Origin of the sequence: Mycoplasma sp. 1199 (assembly GCF_034863365.1) — a bacterium.
Taxonomy (GTDB): Bacteria; Bacillota_I; Bacilli_A; order Mycoplasmatales; family Metamycoplasmataceae; genus Mycoplasmopsis.
Window position 1 is genome coordinate 1 of sequence record NZ_JAYFFA010000005.1, and the last position, 20,837, is coordinate 20,837.

The following is a 20,837-nucleotide window of genomic DNA, read 5'->3' on the forward strand; positions in this document are numbered from 1 at the left end:
GATAGGTTTAAAAGTATATTAAGATGTATTCAGACATTTTAATGAATTATTAAAAATAACTATTCAGTTTTCAAAGAATATTTGACACCTTTAATGGTGTTTTTTTTATTTTCAAAAAAATATAAAAAAAATTTCATAAAAATATTTTTTATATTATAATAATAACGCAACTAATGATTGTTGGAGAAGTAGCTCAGCTTGGTAGAGCACTACATTTGGGCTGTAGTGGTCGCAGGTTCAAATCCTGTCTTCTTCACCATTTATATGGGGGGTTAGCTCATTTGGCTAGAGCGCCTGCCTTGCACGCAGGAGGTGGTGGGTTCGAATCCCATACTCTCCACCATATATGGCACTGTAGCTCAGTTGGTTAGAGCATCCGGTTCATACCCGGAAGGTCAAGAGTTCGAATCTCTTCGGTGCTACCAAATTACGGACCTATAGCTCAACGGTTAGAGCAACCGGCTCATAACCGGTCGGTTACAGGTTCGAATCCTGTTAGGTCCACCATACGGGTGATTACCCAAGTCCGGCTGAAGGGACTAGTCTTGAAAACTAGCAGGGGCTTCACGGCCCGCGGGGGTTCGAATCCCTCATCACCCGCCAATAACAGGAGATACATAGCAGAGTGGAGCAGTGGTAGCTCGTCGGGCTCATAACCCGAAGGTCGAAAGTTCAATTCTTTCCTCTGCAACCAAAACGGTCCAGTGGTAAAGTGGTTTAATACGCCTCCCTGTCACGGAGGAGAACGCGGGTTCGATCCCCGTCTGGACCGCCATTATGGCCTTGTAGCTCAGTAGGTAGAGCAACAGATTGAAGCTCTGTGTGTCGCTGGTTCGATTCCTGCCGAGGCCACCAAAAATCCTCTAATTTGTTAACTTGTTAAGTTAGTAAATTAGAGGATTTTCTTATATAATTTAATTTATTTATAATTAATTTGTAATTTAACAACAGGGAGAAAATATGGACTTCAAAAAGACTTTAAATATGCCGCAAACAAGCTTTGAAATGAAAGCTAATTTAATCGAAAAAGAAAGTAAATATAGAGAAAAGTGATATCAAGATAACATATATCAAAGAATATTAGAAGAATATAAAGATAATATATCTTTCATTTTACATGATGGTCCACCATATGCTAATGGAGATTTACACGTAGGTCATGCTTTAAACAAAATCTTAAAAGATATAATTGTGAGATGAAAAACTTTAAATAAATATTATTCTCCATTTGTTCCTGGATGAGATACACATGGATTGCCTATTGAACATAAAATGCTTTCAGAAAGCAACCTTAAGAAAGAAGAAATTTCACCACTTGAGTTAAGAATTAAAGCGAAAGCTTATGCATTGGAACAAGTCGAAATTCAGAAAGAACAATTTAAACAATTACAACTTTTTTCAGATTTTAAAAAGTATTACATCACTTTAGATAAGAAATACGTAGCTAAACAATTAGAAGTCTTTTCTAAAATGATTTTAGATGGTTTAGTATATAAAGGACTTAAACCAATTTATTGATCTCCTACTTCACAAAGTGCTTTAGCAGAAGCTGAAGTTGAATATAAAGAAGTAAGAAGTCCATCATTATATTTAAAACTAAGAGTTGTAAGTAGTAACTTCGAAAAGATTCATAACGGTGATGATATTGTTGTTTGAACAACTACTCCATGGACGTTATTAGCTAACTCAGGAGCTGCTGTAGGGCTTAAAATCAAATACATTAGAGTTAAGGTTGAAAATGATACTCTAATTTTTTCAGAAGAATTATTTAAGAAATATGCTGAGAAGAATGAAATTTATGAATATGACATTCTAGATGAATTTTATGGGTATGAAGTTCTTGGTAAAAATATTTTATATTTCACACCAATCACTCGTTTATTAGCTCCGTTAGTTGTTGGTCATCATGTTACTGAAGAATCTGGTACAGGTATTGTTCATATTGCTCCAATGTTCGGAGAAGACGACTTTTTAATTGGGCAAAGATTTAATTTAGAAAAAATTATGCACGTTGCTGATGATGGAACTATCTTTGGAACAGGTACTGATTTTGATGGTTTATTTTATGATAGTGCAAACAAACCTATTGTTGAGTTTTTAGATGATAGAGTTATGAAATTGGAGTTTATGAAGCACTCATATCCACACGATTGAAGAACTCACAAACCAATTATTTATAGAGGTACACCTCAATGATTTGTTTCTATTGATAAAATTAGAAGAGACATTTTAGAAAATATTGAAACAAAAGTTTCGACATACCCTGAATGAGCTAAAACAAGATTAAGAAATATGATCGCAGAAAGAGGTGATTGAACTATTTCAAGACAAAGAACTTGAGGTGTTCCAATCATTATCTTTTATGATGAACATAAAAACCCTGTAATTGATAAAGAACAATTTGATTTCACAATTAATCAAGTTTTAGAGCACGATATCAATATCTGATGAGAATGAGATACACAAGACTTATTACATCCAAAATACAAAGGTAGAGAATTTACAAGAGAAATGGATATCATGGATGTTTGATTTGATTCTGGTGTTTCATTTACTGCTGTTGATATTGATGAGCGTCACAAGGCTCCATATGACTTATATTTAGAGGGAATTGACCAATACAGAGGTTGATTTAACTCATCTATCATTAACTCAGTTGCATATCAAAAAACAGCTCCATATAAGCAAATTGTTTCACACGGTTTTGTTTTAGATAAGAATGGTAACAAGATGTCAAAATCATTAGGAAATGTAATTAAACCTATTGATGTTGTTAAAAAACGTGGTGCAGATATATTAAGATTATGAGCAGCTAATAGTGAATATACAAATGATGTAAATATTTCAGACGATATCCTTGATCAAAATACTGAAATCTATAGAAAAATCAGAAATACTATCAGATTTATGTTAGGTAATTTATCCGGTTTTGAATATGATTCTAATATTCAAAAAACAGGTGTTCATGCACTTATTTCAGAGCAATTAAATGAATTAAAATTAAACATTAAAAAAGCTTATGATGAATATAAATTCATTAATGTTGTTAAATTACTAAATAACTATATTGTCGACTTATCTGGATTCTATTTATCAATTACTAAAGACATCCTTTATATAAGAAAATCAAACGATCCAGAAAGATTAATGGTTCAATCAAACTTATATGAAATCGTAGACTTTATTATTAAAGCAATTGCTCCTATTTTACCTACAACAGCTGAAGAAGCATACGAACACTTTAATAAAGCTACAAAGTATGACTCAATAATGTTTGATGCATTTGATTTTAATAATGTTGCAGTTAATAAATCATTAATTGAACAATTTGATGAATTCTTCCAATTACGTGCTGAAGTAAATGCTAAAGTTGATAACTTAATTAAAGAAGGTACAATTAAGAGAATTAATGAAGTATATGTTAAATTACCAAATTCATTATCAGACTTTATCAAATCACTTGATTTAAAAACTTTATTAATGGTAGGTAAAGTATCATTTGAATCAAATAATGAATTAGAAATTGCAACATTTGATTCTGAAAAATGTCAAAGATGCTGAAATCATTTTGAAAAATCAGAGATGATAGATAATTTATGTAATACATGTTATGAAATTGTAAAAGATTGGGAAGATAAATAATTATGAATAATCAAGAACAACAAAATAAAACTTTTGAAACTAAAGTAGTTGAACATTTCAAAGTAAATTGAAAATCAATTTTAACTGCATATGTAATATTATTCATTGCTTTTGCAATTTTCTTAACAATAGACCAACTAACAAAAACTTTTCTATTTAAACATGGTGATGTTTTAAGATTAAGACCAGATGGGCAAGCTCCTTTACCAGATGGAACATACATTTTCCCTGAAAATATTTATCCATCAAATTCTGGTGAATGACAAAATTTTGGTTTATTTGGAATTAGATCTATTTGACATAAAGGTGTCACATTTCTTAAGACAACTAATATTGCTTTAATTCAAGGATTAAGCTTTATGGTGGCTGCATTTATCCTAATATTGCCTTTATTCTTCACTAAGAATTCTTTATACTATTCAATCCCATTAGGTATCTTACTAGCAGGTGATTTTGGAAATGCGTTAGATAGAATTTTATTTAACGGTTATGTAAAAGATATGCTTTACTTACCTTGAGCAGATAAAGGTACATTCAATCTAGCTGATACATTCGTATTTGTTGGTATTATACTTTTCATTATCATTTCAATTATAATGTGAATTAAAGAAGCGCGTGAAGAAGATAAAGGTTTAGAATACGAAGCTAACATTTATATACGTAATAAATAATTAAGTAATTAGATAAACATCTCAACATTGTTGAGATGTTTTTATTCTACTAATTTTGTAAATTCATAGTGTTAAATTTAGTTTCCTAACCAATGAATGTAAGTGGCGAAATTTATGTTTCATTGGAGATCAAAATTTTTTAGAAAAAAATTTAAAAAATGTTTTTGTTTTTATTTATCAGTGCTATAATATTCACAGTGGTTATAGCAAAGGGGATCACCTGAATCCATTCCGAACTCAGTAGTTAAGCCCTTTAGTGCCGAAGATAGCTTTACAGTGAAAATAGGGAGCCGCTGCTTTTTTATACCTTTTTTTAAAAACTGTTATATTAAAAGCAGTAAAAAGTTCAAATTTCATAAAAAATAAGTGCTAAAAAGCACTTTTTTATTTTTTGGTATAATAATTACATATTGTTTAAGGGGGCGAAAATGATTCACAATGATTTAACAAAACAAGATGTTTTTTCACTTTTAGATAATTCAAAAGGTGTGAAACTTTTAGTATTTTATGCAGACTGATGTGGCCCATGTAAAATGTTATATGCAAACACATTAACTGAATTAGACCAAAAAGATAATGCCGAAATATTAAGAGTTAATATTGATAAAAACAGAGATTTTGCAAGAGAGATGAATATTACAAGTATTCCATATATTCAAATTTATAAGGATGCAAAATATGTAACTGCACTTTCAGGATATTTACCATATTCAGAATTAAAATCTGTTTTAGACAAAGTATCAAAAGAGTAATAAAAAAATGGTGCCAACAACTGGACTCGAACCAGCGACCCCTTCCTTACCATGGAAGTGCTCTGCCTGCTGAGCTATGATGGCACAATTTAATAAGTTAATTTTATCAATAAAATTAAAAAAGCAACATAATTAAATGTTGCTTTTTATTTTAGAATAATCCTCCAAGACCACCTAAACCACTTGTTCCACCATTTTTGAATTTATTAGCCATATCAACTATTCTTTTTTGCATTGATTCAAACTCATTAAGTAGTTTATTGTATTCTTGGACACTTCTTCCTGAACCTTTTAAAATTCTTTCTTTTCTAGATGCTTGTTTTAAAAGTTTAGGATTTTTTCTTTCTTTCTTGGTCATTGAAGACATTAAGATTTGGTAAAGTTGCATTTTTTCTTCAGCTTTATCTAAGTCTTCTTCATTAATTTTATTTGATAAAGAACCAGGAAGCATTTTAAGTAATTTTGAGAATTTACCTAATTTCTTCATTTGCTTAATTTGATCCATTAAATCATCAAGGTCAAATTTACCTGAAAAAATTCTTTCAACCATATTTTTTGCTTTATCTTCATCGATGTTGTCTTGCGCATGTTCGATAAGTGATAAAACATCACCCATCCCGAGAATTCTATCAGCCATACGGTTAGGGTGAAATAAATCAATATTAGATGTTTTTTCACCTGTACCAATAAATCTGATAGGAACATTTAGCACTTGACGTAAGCTTAATGCGGCTCCACCACGCGCATCTGAATCAAGTTTTGTAATAATTAAACCTGATAAGCTTAAGTTATCATTGAATGCTTGAGCAACATTAACAATGTCTTGACCAGACATAGCATCAGCAACAAAGAATATTTCAGATGGATGAGCAATTTGTTTAATGTTTTTAAGCTCTTGCATTAACTTCTCATCAATTGATAAACGACCGGCTGTATCGATAATAATTAAGTCATTTTTATTAGCATCAGCTTGTTTTAATGCATTAGTTACAATTTCTTCTGCAGGAACTTCAACACCTTGCTCATAGTAATCAACTTGAATACTCTTTGCTAAAGTTACTAATTGTTGCACAGCAGCTGGACGATAAATGTCAGCTGCAACAACAAGTGGATTATTTACGAATTTTTTCTTTCTAAGATAGTAAGCAATTTTAGCTGTTGCTGTAGTTTTCCCTGAACCTTGAAGTCCACACATCATAATGATATAAGGTTTTTTTGCGATTGAAATTTCGGTAGTTTTTCCACCTAAAATATTTACAAGTTCATCGTGAAAAATTTTAATCATTTGTTGTGATGGATTTAATTTACCTATAATTTCAGATTCTAAAGCCTTTGCTTTAACATTATTAATAAACTCTTTAACAACCCTTAAGTTAACGTCAGCTTCAAGAAGTGCTAATTTTACGTCTTTAGTTACTTCTAAAATATCAGCTTCATTTAGAGTTGTTTTTTTTGACATTTTTGCAATACTTTTTTGTATTCTTTTCTCTAAAAAATCTAACATAGTCATATTATAACATTAAAAACTTTTTATATAGTTTTCTCAATCGTACTAATAAATAAATATTTATTAGTAAATACAAATAAAATCTATAAAAAATATATAATTGAATTTATGATTGAATTAGTAGTTAAATATCCTGAAAGAATTGATAAATATATTTCAAATAATACTGAAATATCACGTAATGATATTAAGCAACTTATTGATGAGAGAGTTGTGACAGTTGATGATGTTTTGGTTAATAAACCTAAATTTATGGTTAGAGAAGGTCAAGTAATTAAAATTTCAAGAGTACTTGATAAGGAAATTAAAGTAGTTCCTAAACAAATGGATTTAGATATTGTTTATGATGATGAATATTTATGTGTTATTAATAAACCGACTGGCATGACAGTTCACCCAGCTCCAGGTCATTATGAAGACACTTTAGTAAATGGACTTTTATATCATTTTAAAAATAATTTATCAGATCAGAATGGACTGCTTAGACCAGGTATTGTTCATAGAATTGACAAAGACACAAGCGGTTTATTAGTTATCGCAAAAACCAATGAGGTTCATAATAAACTTTCTGAGTTATTTGCTACTCACGAAATTAAGCGTTCATATTTAGCAATTTGTGATGGAGTATTAGAAAGTAAAAAACTTAAATTAGTATTACCTATTGGTAGAAATGCCAAAGATAGACTTAAAATGGAAGTGACTGATATTAATGCTAAACCAGCAACTACTCACGTTACTTTATTAAAAACATTTTACATTGATAACTTACCTAAATCACTTGTAAAATGCGAACTTGAGACAGGAAGAACTCATCAAATCAGAGTGCATATGGCATATATTAAAAATCCAATTTATGGAGATCCTGTTTACAACAAGTATGTTGATGAAAATGGACAAAGATTACACGCTTATAAATTAGAATTACATCATCCTATGACTGGAAAAGAAATGGTGTTTTATTCAAAACCACCACACGACTTTGATGTAGCTGATTTTAACTTCGATGAATTTATAAAAGAAGATGAAATAAAGGAGGTATTGAATGCTTAAATGAAATTTAAGAGATTTTCTAAAATATCGTAAAGCAGATGAATTGTATGAGAAAGGACAAAAAACATTTGCTAGTTGAGTTTGACTTTTATTTGCTTCAATCACATTAATTGCTGCATTAACTTTGGCTGGCTTCTTAATTGTGACAATTGGCCACAACACATTTTTAAAACCTGACACCACAAATTTATCATCTGATGATGTAATTAAAGTCATAAACGAAAGTAAAAGTTTATTTATTTTCTACATAATAAATCAAATTTTTTACATAATTATTTTTTGTGCTGCTGCAATTGTGATAATTATTTCTTTTATCAAAGTTCGTAAGGAAAAAACTTATCTTAATTTCAATAGATGACCAATCCTATTGTCAACAATTGTAGGACTATTCAGTGTTTTCACATTATTCAAGTACATTTTTAACGGAACATTTAATCAACCAGGTTTACCAAATATTGTAATTGCAATTGTTGTTATTGATGTTGTTACAACTATATTAACAATTGTTAACTGATTAATTCCTGCTAAAAAAGTTGTATTTATTATTAAGATGTTCTACTCAATTAAAATGGAAGAAGAAACACTTGCTATGGCCGCTAAAATGCAAGAGTTATTCAAAAATAACCCAAATGGTATTTCTGATTTATTTTCAGGATTTGCTAATGGTGCAAACTTAAATGATATTTTCAAAAATCAAAATAAAGCAGCAGATGCTACTGATTCAGAAAAGAAAGATTTATCAGAAGAAGAAAAAATTCAAGCAGATGTTCAAAAAGAAACTGCAATCAAAAAACTTTTAGAAATTCCAAATGAGCAATTATTCAAAATGGCTGAATTATTAGGTATCAGTGGATATCAAGAAATGCCTAAAGATAAATTAGCTGAACTAATTTTTAATTACACAAAACAAGCTAATGAGGAACATAATAAAGAAAATGCTTAATAGGCATTTTCTTTATCTTTAATTATGGTTTATACACACAAATTACTTGCTGAAAATGAAATTTCAGTTGATAAAGATTGATTTGTTTTATTAGGAGAAAGATACACTTATAAATTGCTTCCTAATAATTATCTTTACATATTTGACTCAAGTCAAAAAGTAGCAAAATCACTACGTTGTAGGTCTGAAAGAAGAATAAAACCATTATTATTGGAGTTTGCAAGAGAGAAAATTTCAATAATTATTCAGAAATACTTTGATGAATATTCACAAACAATGAACATTGATAAAAAGTGAAGATGGGAGCTAAAAAACTCAAAATCATATTGAGGAAGATGTGTAATTAGATCATCAGATCCCAAAAAACAATTTTTAATAATGTTCAACGAGAGATTGTATTTAATCGATGAATATTTTATTAAAGAAACTGTGGTTCACGAATTATTGCATGCAGTAGGTTTTATTAAACACGATAAAACTTTTAAAAAAGAATTAGTTCGTTATTTACCTGATTTAAAAGAAAAGATTGAAGCTCATTATCATCCAATTTTGAGCAGAACTTCAAAGGTATAAGAAAATTCTCATCAACCGATGAGAATTTTTCATTTCTATTTAATTTTGATTAAGTAAATATTTTTCTTACCAACGTGAAGAAGTGCGAATTTGTTATTTCATAAACTTGAATTTAAAACGCTGTCTTCATTTACTGGTTCTAAATTGAGCTTAATTGAATTATTTGTAATAAACTCTCTAGCTTCACGTTTTGATTTAATAATGTTATTTTCAATAAGTTGATTAATTAAATTTTGGTCTTTAACTAATTCAAAATGGTTAATATCTTCATAAATATCAGATATTTCTTCTGTTGAATAATTTGATAAATCTAAATTTTTATTAAACAATATTTCTGAAATTAATTTTGCTTTTTTAGCTTCAGCACTTGAGTGAACGTCGGAAATAACTGCATAAGCAAGCTCTTTTTGAGCATATCTTAATGAAGGTTGCTCTTTATGTTTTTCAATAATTTGTTCAATTTGCTCTAATGGTAAAAATGTTAATCATTTAAGTAATTTTTCAACTTCGCTATCAGGTTGATTTAACAAGAATTGATACATAACAAATGGTTTTGTTTTTGATGCATCTAATCATAAACTACCACCACCTGTTGATTTACCAAATTTGTTTCCATTTGCATCAGTTAATAAGTTAGCTGTAATTGCGACTGCTTTATGATCGTTTCCGTGCAATGTAGAAATCATATCTAAACCGGTTGTGATATTTCCTCATTGATCTGAACCACCGAATTGAATGCAAATATTTCTATCTTTGTATAAAGTAGCAAAGTCCCAACCTTGAATTAATTGGTAAGTGAATTCGGTAAAACTTAATCCTTTTTCAATTCTAGAAGCAACTGAATCTTTAGCAAGCATATATGAAATATTTACTAATTTACCTACAGATCTAAGGAATTCTAAAATATTCATATCTTTGTAAAAATCATAGTTATCTACAACAGTTAAACCGTATGATTCAAGCTGTGCCTTAATTTTATTTTTATTTTCTAGAACAGTAACATCATCAAGAAGTTGTCTTTCAGAATCTTTGAAAGAAGGATCACCGATCATTCCTGTAGCTCCACCTAGGATTGCATAAGTTGTAAAACCTGCTTGTTTAAATCTTAATAAGTTAGCTATTTGAATGTAATTTCCTAAGTGTAAACTTGTTGCTGTTGGGTCAAAACCACAGTAAACTCCAACACCTTCTGGAAGTGAGTTGAATTTTTCCTCATTACTAATGGCCTTTAAAATACCACGGTTTCTTAATTCTTTAAGTACATTCATTTTAAAATTCAAAATCCTTTCCAATTTGTTCGCTTGTTCCGAAAATTAATCCTTCTCTATCGATTCCTAAAGTTCTGTATCCTGATAGCATTCCGTAACTTTTTACATTAAGCATTTCGCCTTCTAAGACTTCTAGACCACTGAAAACAGTTGTTCCTGGTAATGATAAAACAACAACTTTACCTTCTTGAGAATCTAATGTGTTTGTAACTAATTGAATATGTTCATTTGTTTCTTTATTAATTAAAACTTCTAGAACAAATAACTTCTCACTTTTAGGGTGTTTTTCTCTTTTTGTAATTAAACCATAAATGATTTTAGGTTCATTTTCTAAAGCAAAACCGTTTTTAACTAAAACTGAAGATAATTTTGCAATTTGTTCTGCATTTAATGCGCCAAATTTTGAACTAGGTTTAATATCAAGAAGCTTATTATCAAGTAAATTTATAGAATGTATTTTCTTATTATCATCTGAAAAAATAATCATATTATCAAGTTGTATTTGTTGAGTTTTCAAAACTCTACTATCAACAAAAATAATAGATACATTTGAGAATGATTTATCCAAATTATTAAACAATATCATAAACAAAATTATACATAAATTTAATATAATTGAATTTATGAAAAAGGTAGCTATAGTAGTAGATTCAGCTTCAGGATTAAATAAAAAACAAGCTGAAGATTTAGGATGATTTTATCTTCCTTTAAGAATTGAATTAGATGGAAAAACATACAATGATGGTATCGATTTAACACCAGAAGATTTTTTCACTTACTTTAATTTAGATACAAAAACCTATAGAACTTCTGCAACACCAATCGGGATAGCAGAAGATTTAATTAGTGAGTTATCAAAAACACACGATTATGTTGTTGTTTTCCCTATTTCAAAACATTTATCAAGTCAATATCAAAACTTAAAGGCTCTCGAATCATCATATCCAAAATTAAGAGTTATTGAGTCAATTTTTGTTGCATCATTAATCACACTTCAAGTTTGAGATTTTGTTGAATTAATCAAAAATGGAACTGATGTTGATGAAGCAATTAGAGAAATTGAACAATGAGATGAGAGACAAAAAGTTTCAATTTTTCCTAAACACAATGAATACTTATTAAAAGGAGGAAGATTAACACCTGCTGCAGCTGTTGTTGCTAGATTGCTTAGAATCATTCCTATCGTAAGTTTCTATAAAGGGAAATTAGAAAAAGAAGGAAAAGGTTTAGTATTCTTAAAAACAATTTACAAGAATATTGATACTAAATTAAAGGATAACGATAAAGATATCTTAATTATCCATTCAAATTCAGGTGACTTAAAAGATGTTGTTGATTATATAAAAAGCAAGGGAAAAAATAGAGTTTTCACAGCATTATTACCTAACTGTATTTCGGTTCATACAGGACCTGAAACTATTGTTGTAGTTCAATTATCTAAAAACTTAACTGAAGAAAAAATTAGTACATTATAGAATGCTAAAAAAAATCGTTTGTTCTAGTCTGCAAGACTTAGAACTTTTTATAAATCAAAATTTTGAACTATTTAAAGAGAAACAATTTTTATTATTATCAGGTGATTTAGGAGCTGGAAAAACTACTTTCACTAAATTATTAGGTAAAAAAATAGGTATAAAAGAGAAGATTACATCACCAAGTTTTTCATATATGAAAAACTATGATGGTCTAATTCATATTGATCTATACAACTTTAAATCTTCAATTGATGAGTTTGAAGATTATTTTGATGATAATTTAGTTGTTATTGAATGAGCGAACTTGCAAAATTTAGATTTTACACATTATGTAAAAATTAATGCATATATTAATGAAGATGAAAAACATGTTTTTGAAATTATAGAGGTTAAATAATGAATGTTTATTTAGATACAGCAACAGAGGACTTTGTTTTAGTTTTATTTGATAAAGATTTCAATGTTGTTGACTTTGTTTTATTAGAAGGTTATAAGAAAAAAGTTCAGTTAATAACTGAACAATTTCAACTGTTATTGAGCAAAAATAATTTAACAGTAGATAAAATTAATAACTTTTATATAAACAAGGGACCAGGTTTTTTCACTGGTGTAAGAAGTTCTTTAGTTTACTTTAGAACTTTTGCTCTTTTATTTAAAAAATCTCTCTTTACAATTAATACATTTGAAATTTTAGAAACATTAAGTCCTAATAAAGAAAACTTCTATATAGATGCACAAGGTTCAAAAGTATATTTTTATGATAAAAACACCATTCAAATAGTTGAAAAGGATTCAATCGAAGTTGACAAAGTAGATTATAAAAAGATGATTGATAGCTTCAATGATTTTAAAGATAAATTCAAAGAAGAAAACACTATGAGCGTAGAACCTTTATATATTAAACAACCTCAAATTGGAGGTGTAAATTAATGAGAATTTTAGGTATTGAAACTTCCCATGATGACACATCTTTAGCAGTTTTAGAAGATGGAAAAGTTTTAGATTTATGAACTATTTCACAAATTGATATTTTTAAAGAGTTCGGAGGAACAATTCCTGAAATAGCTTCACGTGAGCATGTTAAAAATATTGCGCTTATTCAGGAATTAATATTGCAAAAATATGATCCAAATTCTTTTGATTATATCGCTTACACGAAAGAACCTGGTTTAATAGGAACGCTACAAGTTGGTTATTTATTTGCAAGTGCTTTTGCACTAGCAATAAATAAACCTTTAGTACCTGTCAATCACCTTGTTGGTCACTTTTTATCAGCCACATTGACTAACGAAATTGCATTCCCTGCATTATGTTTATTAGTTTCTGGTGGACATACGCAATTAATTTATGTTAAAGATGTAGATGATTTGGAAATCATCGGAGAGACACTTGATGATGCTGTTGGAGAAGCTTTCGATAAGGTTTCTTCAAGATTAGGTCTAGGTTTTCCTGGTGGACCAATTATTGATAATCTTTTCAAAGAATATGATGGTGAATTTACAAAATTAACATTTCCACACACAGATAATGAATTAGATTTTTCATTTAGCGGTCTTAAAACACAAGTTTTAAATAAAGTTAACAAAGCTCAAATGAAAAATGAAGAACTTAACAAGGAACAACTTGCTGTTTCTTTTCAAAAAACAGCTATTGACTACTTGATTAGTAAAACTAAAGCAGCATTAGAGAAATATGATGTTAAAACTTTAGTTTTAGGCGGTGGAGTTTCTGCTAACTCTTATCTAAGAGAAGAATTTTGTAAATTACATAAAAACACTATTGTTCCATCATTAAAATATGCAACAGATAATGGTGCTATGATAGCTCAAGTTGCCTATCTATCTTTTTCCCGAAAAAAATAAAAAAACTTTTAAATAATTTATAATTAAATTGACAGATTAATTAGGAGGCATTTATGAATTCAGTATCACCAAAAAGCAGATTAGTTTTAACTTTATTATCATTCTTCTTAGGAGCATTTGGAGTAGATAGATTCTATGCCGGAAGAATCGGATTAGGTTTATTAAAACTTTTAGTAGGATGATGAATTTCAGTTGGAATTTGACCGGTTGTTGACTTCATTTTAGCTGTTTGTGGAAAACAAAAAGATGCAAATGGTAACGAAATTTCAAAATGATAATTTAGTTATTGCTAATTAAAATTATGTTTTTTTAAAATGAACAATATAAGTTGTTCATTTTTTAATTTACTTTTTTTATAGTGAACAAGGCATAAAAAAACTAACTCAAATTATTTAAATGAGTTAGTTAATCATTAAAAGTATTATTTTGTAATTTTTGTAAAGTCACTTTCTAAGTTAGCTGCGGCTTCTGAGTTTACGTCAGCTAAAATTAATGACATTCTTAATGCTGAGATAATTAAGTTGTTTGCTACAGATTTATTAAATCCAAACGCTTCAATTTTTGATGTAAATTCTGCGATTTGCTCTGCTGAAGCATTAACTGGATATTTAGCAACTCAGTATTGAATAGCTTTAGCGTTTTCAACATCTTTTGTAGCTTGTTTCACAAATTCTTGTTCTAAATCAGCTTCTGATGATTTGATTAATTGTAAGTACTCAGTTTTCTTCATTCCAAATTGTTTTAATTGTTTTTCGAATTCAGATTTTAATAATCCAAGTCTTTCTTCCATGAATGATGGATGCAAGTTAACTTTTGCTAATTTGATTGTTTGTTCAATTAATGAAAGGTAGAATGAATCAACGTTTGAGAAGAATTTTTTAATGAAAACATTGTTTTTAAGTTCTTTTTCAAGTGATTTAAGATCTGTGATTTTTGGATCACCAAGTAATTTAACATTTTCATCTGTAAATTCGAATAATTTCAATCTCTTTATTGAGTTAATTGAAACTTGGAATACTGATTCTTTGTTTTGGTATTCTTTAACGAAGTAGTCAGCAGGGAATGTAACAACTACATCACCTTTTCATCCTACTGATTTACCAACAAGTTGATCTTCAAATCCTGGAATAAATGTTTTTGAGCCTAATTTTAAATCATAGTTTTCAGCTTCTCCACCTTCAAATGGTGTGTTGTCAATAAATCCTTTGAAGTTAATGTTAACTGTGTCTCCAAGTTTTGTTTTAGCTTTTTTATCTGTAATTTCTTCATTAACAGATAATTTTTCTTGGATATCTTTCTTCATGTCATCAACATCTTTTTTAGCTACTTTAATTGATTTGTAGTCTAATTTTAATTTTTTAGGATCTACTGCAAAATCTGGTTCTTCAACAAAAATGTAAACTAAATAAAGATCTTCACCATCTTTTTGTAAGTCTAACATTGGGTATCTAGCTGCTTTAATTTTGTTTTTTGCAGCATATTCAAAAACAGCTGGAAGATTTTCATTGCTAAATGAGTTAACTGTATCAGTAAATGCAGCTCTGTGGTCTACATATTTTTCGATTTCAGCTTTAGGAGCTTTTCCTGGTCTGTAACCTTTAACTTTAACTTTTTTAGCTAATTTGTCTGTAAATTCTTTTAATTTTTTATCAAAATCTGCTTGATTAATTTTAACTTTAACAACAACTTCTGATTTTTTCTTATCTTTTGTATGTGTAATCATGGTTACCTCCAATATTATTAATAAATTAATAATATTTTACACTATATTAAAAATTAAGGGTGTAAAAAATAAACATGCGAGAGCACGTTTAAATTATTGAATCTAAAATGACTTTTGGGTCTTTGTTATTGAATAAAACATCGATAATTCCTTGTAAAAACGGAATATCTTTAATGTTATATTCTTCAATTATTTTTTGTAATGTTATTGCTGTATCGTAACCTTCGGTAGTTACGTTTTGTGTTGCTAAAGCTTCGCTAACACCTACTTTTGCAACATTAATACCAAAACTAAAGTTTCTACTTGTAGGTGATGAACATGTTAAGAAAATATCCCCCATAGCTGCAAAATTGTAACCAATTGTATCTTCCTCATTAGGGAACATAGTTTTATATATTTTAAATATTTCATAAGTCCCTAATGTAAGGAGTCCAGCGTGTGAATTTTGACCCGGATATAAAACTGATGACATTCCTAATCCAATAGCTAAAACATTTTTAAGAGCAGCAAAGACCTCAGCGCCTTTAATATCATCATATGGTTTTACATAAAAATGTGAATTATTAAAGCATTGAGCAACTTCTTGGTTGAATTTTGAATTTATCCCCACAATGTTAACCATTGTAAGTTTTCCTTCAAAAACTTCAATGGCAAATGATGGCCCCATAATTGACGCAAGATTTTCAAGATTATTATCAAATGCAGAAGTTATATAGTCAGAAAAGAATTGTTTTGTTTCAGGTTCAAGACCTTTTGATAAGTTGATAATGCTAATTTTTTTGTTTCCAAGTACTTTGGCTGATTGTCTTAAAATTACACCAACTGCAACTGATGGAACAGCTAGGATAACTGTGTCTACATTTTCATAAAAGTAACCTAAATCATTTGTTGCTGAAATAAGATTAGAGTTTTTAAATGGAATCTCACCAAAAAATTTGCGATTATATCCATCGTTAATATCACTAATTTCTTGTGCATTAATTCCATACATCATTACTGGAAAATTATTCTCAATTAAAATATTTGCTAATGCAGAACCGAATGCTCCAGTCCCTAGCACACCGAATTTAATTTTTTCTTTCATATTACTAATTTTACTTTATTTAATATAAAAAAAGAGTATAAAAAAATGGCAGGAGTAGCAGGATTCGAACCCACAACACACGGGGTTGAAGCCCGTTGTTCTACCGTTGAACTATACTCCTAAGCCATCTATATTATATATTATTTATCTAAAATCCTAATAACATCTTTAACTGTTTTTACATCTCTCAATTCATCGTCAGAAATTGTAATTCCTAATCTTTCTTCAGCATCAAAAATTAATTCAGCTAGATCAAGAGAGTCAACTCCAAGTTCTCTAATATTAGAGTCTTCTGTGATGTTTTTGTTTTTAGATATTTTTTTAAGTTCACTAAAAACTAAGTCTTTAATATTTGAATTCATAGGTTAATTATATATTATTTAAGCTCTATTAAGTAAGTTTTAGTTTTTACTTTGTCTTCATTAATGTGCTTCATATAAATAAAAATTTGATTTTTATTGATAATTTTATAATCAAACAAAATTGAACCATATTTTGTCGGAAACCTTCTGATTACGTCGTGAATTACAGATTTAACAATGTCTTCATCGATGTATTTAAATCCATATTCATCAACTTTTACAAATTTTTCAAAATATTTAGCCTCTAACGTAGGGAAAAATCAGGAATTCTCATCTTCTTCGTAATTGTAATAATTTTTGATTTTATCATCAATTCTTTTTCGTCTTTTGCCAGGAACTTCTTCAAACTGTTTTCTATTTTGTGATAAGTTTCTATGTAGAAAGTATGCGCCAGTCCCTATTAAACCACCGGCAACACAAATAAGTACAACTTTACTGATTTTTTTGATTAAGTCTTTTCTTTGTCTGTTCATCTAAAATGAACTCATTGAAGTTGAAAAATTCTTCTTTAATTATTTTGATTGAATCCTTTAAGTCAATTACGAAGCGATATGTAACTTTAGGATTGTCATCATCAAAATAAGTAATTTTCAGTCTTTTATCCGCATTACTTTCGTAAAGTTGTGTGGGCTCGATATCAAAAGTTTTGATGAAATCAAAATTGAAATAAGGTGTGGAAATTGGAAATTTGAAAGTTAATAGACCACTATATTGATATGGAATTTTTAAGGATTTACTAGGTATTAAACCTGGAATTTTGTTAATTGTCACATCTGATTCATTAGTAGTTAAATAGTCATCTATCCTTACTACCTTGTGATAACAGTTGTTTTCAATTAGTCCAGAATGATAAACATTATCGTCATTTTCCTTTTCTAAATGCAAGTTAATTTTTTCATTTTTGGATAAGAAATTATTTATATGAACTTCATTGACATTAATTTGCATATCTGTATTTTTATTATTTTCTCCAGGCATCAAATTATCTTTTTTATCATTAAATTGTGTAATTTTCAATAAATTCGTGAATTGATTTGTATTATTAATTTTTGGTAATTCTAAAATGATATTGTGATAGTACTTTTTAGTTCAGTAAGTTGAATTTTCCGAAAAATTAAAAACATATGAGTAAGGTATTTTGATTTTAAATAATAAATTTTGTGGAGATATTTGTCGTGAATTCTTAATTTCATTCCCAAAAATTACCTGATATTCCTTAAATAATTCTTCCTCAATTCCCAGAACTTTGGATGTAAATGTAAACCTAATGAAGATTGAATTTAATTTATTGAATGGCGTATCTAACTCAATGAAATTCAGTCTCTTGAAATTACTAAGACCAAAATCGTCAGTACTAAATTCAGCCTTTTGTTCCTTATTAACAAAAACATAAGCTTTAATAGTAAATTTATTGTTTAAAATGTTTAGATTAAATCTTCTTTTTAGAAGGTATCTAAGAGCTTCAGTAAATGGTGTATTGATTTTATCTTTGAATCCAAAACTGATATCTGTATATCCATTTGATAAAATTCTATCTATACTAATAATAAATGGTAAATCAAAATTACTTAAATCAAAATTTCCTAGATTTCCACCATTTAATATGTTTACTTTGAAGTCTCTTTGTTCAACAATATAAGTATCCTGATTGTGTATGGACACAATGTTATACATAGTTAAAGTAGATTTCTATAAACTCTTTGATAGCATCTCGTTTTCTCTTGTAGAATGTGGTCTTTGAGAAATAATCAGTATATCATTCCTTATTGTATCTTGTTTCTTCATCGCAATACATTTTGTTGATTATTCAAGAATTTTGAATTTTCATCAATGATAAAACTAATCCGACTAATGAAGAGTCATTTTTGAGTTTGTTAGTTTCAATCTCGAGTTGTTTAGAAACCTCAGGATCATTTTTGTGTCTTAAAATAGTTTCTAAATTAACTATTTTACTTTTAAGATTTTTAATAAAGATATCTCTTAATTTAAATATATTATTGACTACTGCGCACTCTTGAGCATATAATGCTTTTTCTTGTGCTTCGGTTAATAGATTTTGTTGCATGTTTTCTCCGTTTAATAAATTTATATATGTAATCATTTTTTGAATATTTTTGGCCATATTTTTCCTCCTTTCACACTTATTTTGTAAAAAAATTATCGATTTTGAACAAAAAAATACTAAAAAAGAACAAAGGCATTACTTTGTTCACATTTAATGCAAAAATAGAATATAAAAAAATGATGTACAACATCATTTTTAATATGCCTTTGCAAAGACTACATATCTACTTGTTTTCTTATCACAACCTTCTCAAAAACACTCAACATCCTTGATTGGCTTATCTAAGGAAAGAGGAATGCATCTTGCTGTTGCTCCGGTGTCTTCTTTAATTTGATCTTCAACATTTCCATCACAGCAAAATGGAGCAATAACAAACTTGTTTTCAGCTATTTTTGATTTGAAATCTTCGTAGTTATAAACGTATTCTTGATTATTAATTAATCTTTGTTCGGCTTGTTCATATAAATTATCATGAATTTGTTTTAATAAGTCTGAAATAACATTTTTAACATCTTTAATTGCTACTTGTGATTTTTCAAGAGTATCTCTTCTAACGATTGTAACTTGATTGTTTTCTAAATCTTTAGGTCCAAGTTCAATTCTTAATGGAACTCCTTGGATTTCTGAGTTAGAAGCTTTGAAACCTGGGTTTTTATCAGTATCATCTAATCTAACACGGAATTTTCTTGAAAGGTCAGCGAAAAGTTTTTTAGCTGTTTCATGAATTTGTGGATTTTTATTTGCGAATAATTCTAAAATATCAACTTGAACAGGAGCAACATAAGGAGGGATGATAATTCCTCTATTGTCACCATGTGTCATAATAAGTGCACCAATTAATCTAGTTGTGCAACCTCATGAAGTTTGATAAACATTTTCAAATTCATTCTTTTCATTTTTAAAAAGAATTTCAAAAGGTTTTGAGAAGTTTTGAGCTAAATAGTGGCTAGTTCCTGCTTGAAGAGCATATCCATTTTTCATCATAGCTTCAATTGTTCAAGTTGTACATGCACCTGCGAATTTTTCATTCGGCGTTTTCTTACCTATAATAGTAGGAATAGCAAGGTATTTTTTAAGGAATTTAGAATACACTTTAATCATTTCTTTCGAAAGAGTTCTAGCTTCCAATGATGATGAATGAGCTGTATGCCCTTCTTGTCATAAGAATTCTCTAGATCTTAAAAATGGTCTAGTTGTTTTTTCTCATCTAATAACACTTACTCATTGGTTGTAGATCATTGGTAAATCTTTATATGATTGAATTGAGTTTTTAAATAAGTGCGCAAATAAAACCTCTGATGTAGGTCTAATAAAAAGTTTCTCATCTAACTCTTTATTACCGGCCATTGTAACTGTAGCAAGTTCAGGATTGAATCCATCAATGTGTTCTTTTTCTTTGTTGAAAAGTGATTCAGGAATTAATAATGGTAAGTTAACATTTTGGACATTTTTTTCTTTGAATGCTTTATTTAAATTTTCTTGAATTAGTTCTCAAATCCCGTATGAGTTAGGGAGTAAAAACATTGTACCTTTTGTAGGTCCGTACATCATTAATTTTCCGTTTTGAACAACGTCTGTATATCATTGAGTGAAGTCTTGTTCTAATGGTGTAATTTTGTCTAATTGTTTGTTGTTATTCATAGTTTTTAAATTTTAGCACAAAAGATAAATTTAAGAGGTCAAAATTCAAAAAGTGCAAATTTAAACTATTTTTATTCAAAAATTGCATTTTTAATAAAAAAAATAATGCAAAAAAGGTAATAAAAAAACACCTTTCGGTGATATGGCTGCCCCAGTTAGATTCGAACTAACGCATCGTGGAACCAAAACCCACTGCCTTACCGCTTGGCTATGGGGCAA

General features: G+C 28.8%; 21 protein-coding genes, 11 tRNA genes and 1 rRNA gene. 20 read left to right on the forward strand and 13 right to left on the reverse strand.

Features of this window, described 5'->3' with window-relative positions:
- Window positions 1–182 precede the first annotated feature (182 nt).
- The 12 genes from VBM89_RS02830 (at window position 183) to VBM89_RS02885 (ending at window position 5,065) form a co-directional block, all read left to right on the forward strand.
- A tRNA-Pro gene (locus tag VBM89_RS02830) sits at window positions 183–259 on the forward strand.
- Window positions 260–266: 7 nt separating this feature from the next.
- Window positions 267–343, forward strand: a tRNA-Ala gene (locus tag VBM89_RS02835).
- A gap of 5 nt (window positions 344–348) precedes the next feature.
- Window positions 349–425 (forward strand) — tRNA-Met (locus tag VBM89_RS02840).
- A gap of 6 nt (window positions 426–431) precedes the next feature.
- Window positions 432–507 (forward strand) — tRNA-Ile (locus tag VBM89_RS02845).
- Window positions 508–510: 3 nt separating this feature from the next.
- Window positions 511–603: transfer RNA gene (locus VBM89_RS02850), tRNA-Ser, on the forward strand.
- 16 nt (window positions 604–619) lie between these two features.
- Window positions 620–694, forward strand: a tRNA-Met gene (locus tag VBM89_RS02855).
- A gap of 4 nt (window positions 695–698) precedes the next feature.
- Window positions 699–775 (forward strand) — tRNA-Asp (locus VBM89_RS02860).
- Between the two features lie 4 nt (window positions 776–779).
- Window positions 780–855 (forward strand) — tRNA-Phe (locus VBM89_RS02865).
- Between the two features lie 105 nt (window positions 856–960).
- The gene (gene ileS / locus VBM89_RS02870) at window positions 961–3,642 is read left to right on the forward strand and encodes an isoleucine--tRNA ligase (protein ID WP_323188734.1); all 2,682 of its coding nucleotides are present in this window, start codon (window positions 961–963) and stop codon (window positions 3,640–3,642) included.
- Between the two features lie 2 nt (window positions 3,643–3,644).
- A complete protein-coding gene (locus tag VBM89_RS02875) occupies window positions 3,645–4,313 on the forward strand; it encodes a signal peptidase II (RefSeq protein ID WP_323188735.1) in 669 nt (222 codons plus the stop codon).
- Between the two features lie 193 nt (window positions 4,314–4,506).
- Window positions 4,507–4,612: ribosomal RNA gene (gene rrf / locus VBM89_RS02880) — 5S ribosomal RNA — on the forward strand.
- A gap of 129 nt (window positions 4,613–4,741) precedes the next feature.
- Window positions 4,742–5,065, forward strand: a complete 324-nt coding sequence (locus VBM89_RS02885; RefSeq protein WP_323188736.1) for a thioredoxin family protein — start codon at window positions 4,742–4,744, stop codon at window positions 5,063–5,065.
- Between the two features lie 8 nt (window positions 5,066–5,073).
- Here the strand turns inward: VBM89_RS02885 and VBM89_RS02890 are convergent.
- Both VBM89_RS02890 and ffh read right to left on the reverse strand, forming a co-directional pair.
- A tRNA-Thr gene (locus VBM89_RS02890) sits at window positions 5,074–5,149 on the reverse strand.
- Between the two features lie 67 nt (window positions 5,150–5,216).
- The gene (gene ffh / locus VBM89_RS02895) at window positions 5,217–6,575 is read right to left on the reverse strand and encodes a signal recognition particle protein (RefSeq protein WP_323188737.1); all 1,359 of its coding nucleotides are present in this window, start codon (window positions 6,573–6,575) and stop codon (window positions 5,217–5,219) included.
- A gap of 105 nt (window positions 6,576–6,680) precedes the next feature.
- On the opposite strand from ffh, the gene VBM89_RS02900 reads away from it, so the two are divergent.
- From VBM89_RS02900 to VBM89_RS02910, 3 genes are read left to right on the forward strand one after another with little or no spacing between them, the layout of a single operon-like run.
- A complete protein-coding gene (locus VBM89_RS02900) occupies window positions 6,681–7,622 on the forward strand; it encodes an RluA family pseudouridine synthase (RefSeq protein WP_323188738.1) in 942 nt (313 codons plus the stop codon).
- A complete protein-coding gene (locus VBM89_RS02905; RefSeq protein WP_323188739.1) occupies window positions 7,615–8,565 on the forward strand; it encodes a hypothetical protein in 951 nt (316 codons plus the stop codon). The genes VBM89_RS02900 and VBM89_RS02905 overlap by 8 nt, the downstream gene beginning before the upstream one ends.
- Before the next feature lie 24 nt (window positions 8,566–8,589).
- Window positions 8,590–9,138 carry a SprT-like domain-containing protein gene (locus VBM89_RS02910; protein ID WP_323188740.1) on the forward strand — a complete coding sequence of 183 codons (549 nt, stop codon included), beginning with the start codon at window positions 8,590–8,592 and terminating at the stop codon, window positions 9,136–9,138.
- 35 nt (window positions 9,139–9,173) lie between these two features.
- Here VBM89_RS02910 and tyrS read toward each other — a convergent pair whose 3' ends face one another.
- Together tyrS and tapR are read right to left on the reverse strand one after the other, a co-directional pair.
- Window positions 9,174–10,406 (reverse strand): tyrosine--tRNA ligase, encoded by a 1,233-nt coding sequence (tyrS, locus tag VBM89_RS02915; RefSeq protein ID WP_323188741.1) that lies wholly within the window; start codon window positions 10,404–10,406, stop codon window positions 9,174–9,176.
- A 1-nt stretch (window position 10,407) separates the two neighbouring features.
- On the reverse strand, window positions 10,408–10,992 hold the full coding sequence (gene tapR / locus VBM89_RS02920) for a TyrS-associated PheT N-terminal domain-related protein TapR (RefSeq protein WP_416234937.1): 585 nt from the start codon (window positions 10,990–10,992) through the stop codon (window positions 10,408–10,410).
- A 37-nt stretch (window positions 10,993–11,029) separates the two neighbouring features.
- On the opposite strand from tapR, the gene VBM89_RS02925 reads away from it, so the two are divergent.
- From VBM89_RS02925 to VBM89_RS02945, 5 genes are read left to right on the forward strand one after another with little or no spacing between them, the layout of a single operon-like run.
- Window positions 11,030–11,881, forward strand: coding sequence for a DegV family protein (locus VBM89_RS02925; RefSeq protein WP_323188743.1), 852 nt, complete (start codon window positions 11,030–11,032; stop codon window positions 11,879–11,881).
- 1 nt (window position 11,882) lies between these two features.
- Entirely contained in the window at window positions 11,883–12,278 is a 396-nt protein-coding gene (tsaE, locus tag VBM89_RS02930; protein WP_323188744.1) for a tRNA (adenosine(37)-N6)-threonylcarbamoyltransferase complex ATPase subunit type 1 TsaE, read from the forward strand.
- Window positions 12,278–12,811, forward strand: coding sequence for a tRNA (adenosine(37)-N6)-threonylcarbamoyltransferase complex dimerization subunit type 1 TsaB (gene tsaB, locus VBM89_RS02935; RefSeq protein ID WP_323188745.1), 534 nt, complete (start codon window positions 12,278–12,280; stop codon window positions 12,809–12,811). Before tsaE ends, tsaB begins: the two co-directional genes overlap by 1 nt.
- Complete coding sequence (tsaD, locus tag VBM89_RS02940) at window positions 12,811–13,743, forward strand: tRNA (adenosine(37)-N6)-threonylcarbamoyltransferase complex transferase subunit TsaD (RefSeq protein WP_323188746.1); 933 nt, start codon at window positions 12,811–12,813, stop codon at window positions 13,741–13,743. The genes tsaB and tsaD overlap by 1 nt, the downstream gene beginning before the upstream one ends.
- A 53-nt stretch (window positions 13,744–13,796) precedes the next feature.
- Window positions 13,797–14,021: a TM2 domain-containing protein gene (locus VBM89_RS02945; protein ID WP_323177770.1), complete on the forward strand. Its 225-nt coding sequence runs from the start codon at window positions 13,797–13,799 to the stop codon at window positions 14,019–14,021.
- Between the two features lie 143 nt (window positions 14,022–14,164).
- Here VBM89_RS02945 and tig read toward each other — a convergent pair whose 3' ends face one another.
- The 9 genes from tig to VBM89_RS02990 all read right to left on the reverse strand — a co-directional run bounded on the left by tig (window position 14,165) and on the right by VBM89_RS02990 (window position 20,836).
- On the reverse strand, window positions 14,165–15,466 hold the full coding sequence (tig, locus tag VBM89_RS02950; RefSeq protein WP_323188747.1) for a trigger factor: 1,302 nt from the start codon (window positions 15,464–15,466) through the stop codon (window positions 14,165–14,167).
- 88 nt (window positions 15,467–15,554) lie between these two features.
- Window positions 15,555–16,550 carry an NAD(P)H-dependent glycerol-3-phosphate dehydrogenase gene (locus tag VBM89_RS02955; protein ID WP_323188748.1) on the reverse strand — a complete coding sequence of 332 codons (996 nt, stop codon included), beginning with the start codon at window positions 16,548–16,550 and terminating at the stop codon, window positions 15,555–15,557.
- A 46-nt stretch (window positions 16,551–16,596) separates the two neighbouring features.
- Window positions 16,597–16,671, reverse strand: a tRNA-Trp gene (locus VBM89_RS02960).
- A gap of 19 nt (window positions 16,672–16,690) precedes the next feature.
- Window positions 16,691–16,912, reverse strand: a complete 222-nt coding sequence (locus tag VBM89_RS02965; RefSeq protein ID WP_257089230.1) for an acyl carrier protein — start codon at window positions 16,910–16,912, stop codon at window positions 16,691–16,693.
- Between the two features lie 14 nt (window positions 16,913–16,926).
- Window positions 16,927–17,385 (reverse strand): MHO_1590 family protein, encoded by a 459-nt coding sequence (locus VBM89_RS02970; RefSeq protein ID WP_323188749.1) that lies wholly within the window; start codon window positions 17,383–17,385, stop codon window positions 16,927–16,929.
- Window positions 17,345–18,574, reverse strand: coding sequence for an MHO_1580 family protein (locus VBM89_RS02975; protein WP_323188750.1), 1,230 nt, complete (start codon window positions 18,572–18,574; stop codon window positions 17,345–17,347). Before VBM89_RS02975 ends, VBM89_RS02970 begins: the two co-directional genes overlap by 41 nt.
- 4 nt (window positions 18,575–18,578) lie before the next feature.
- Entirely contained in the window at window positions 18,579–19,034 is a 456-nt protein-coding gene (locus tag VBM89_RS02980) for an MG284/MPN403 family protein (protein ID WP_323177776.1), read from the reverse strand.
- Window positions 19,035–19,172: 138 nt separating this feature from the next.
- Complete coding sequence (gene proS, locus VBM89_RS02985) at window positions 19,173–20,618, reverse strand: proline--tRNA ligase (protein WP_323188751.1); 1,446 nt, start codon at window positions 20,616–20,618, stop codon at window positions 19,173–19,175.
- A 143-nt stretch (window positions 20,619–20,761) separates the two neighbouring features.
- Window positions 20,762–20,836, reverse strand: a tRNA-Gln gene (locus VBM89_RS02990).
- Between the last annotated feature and the right edge of the window lies 1 nt (window position 20,837).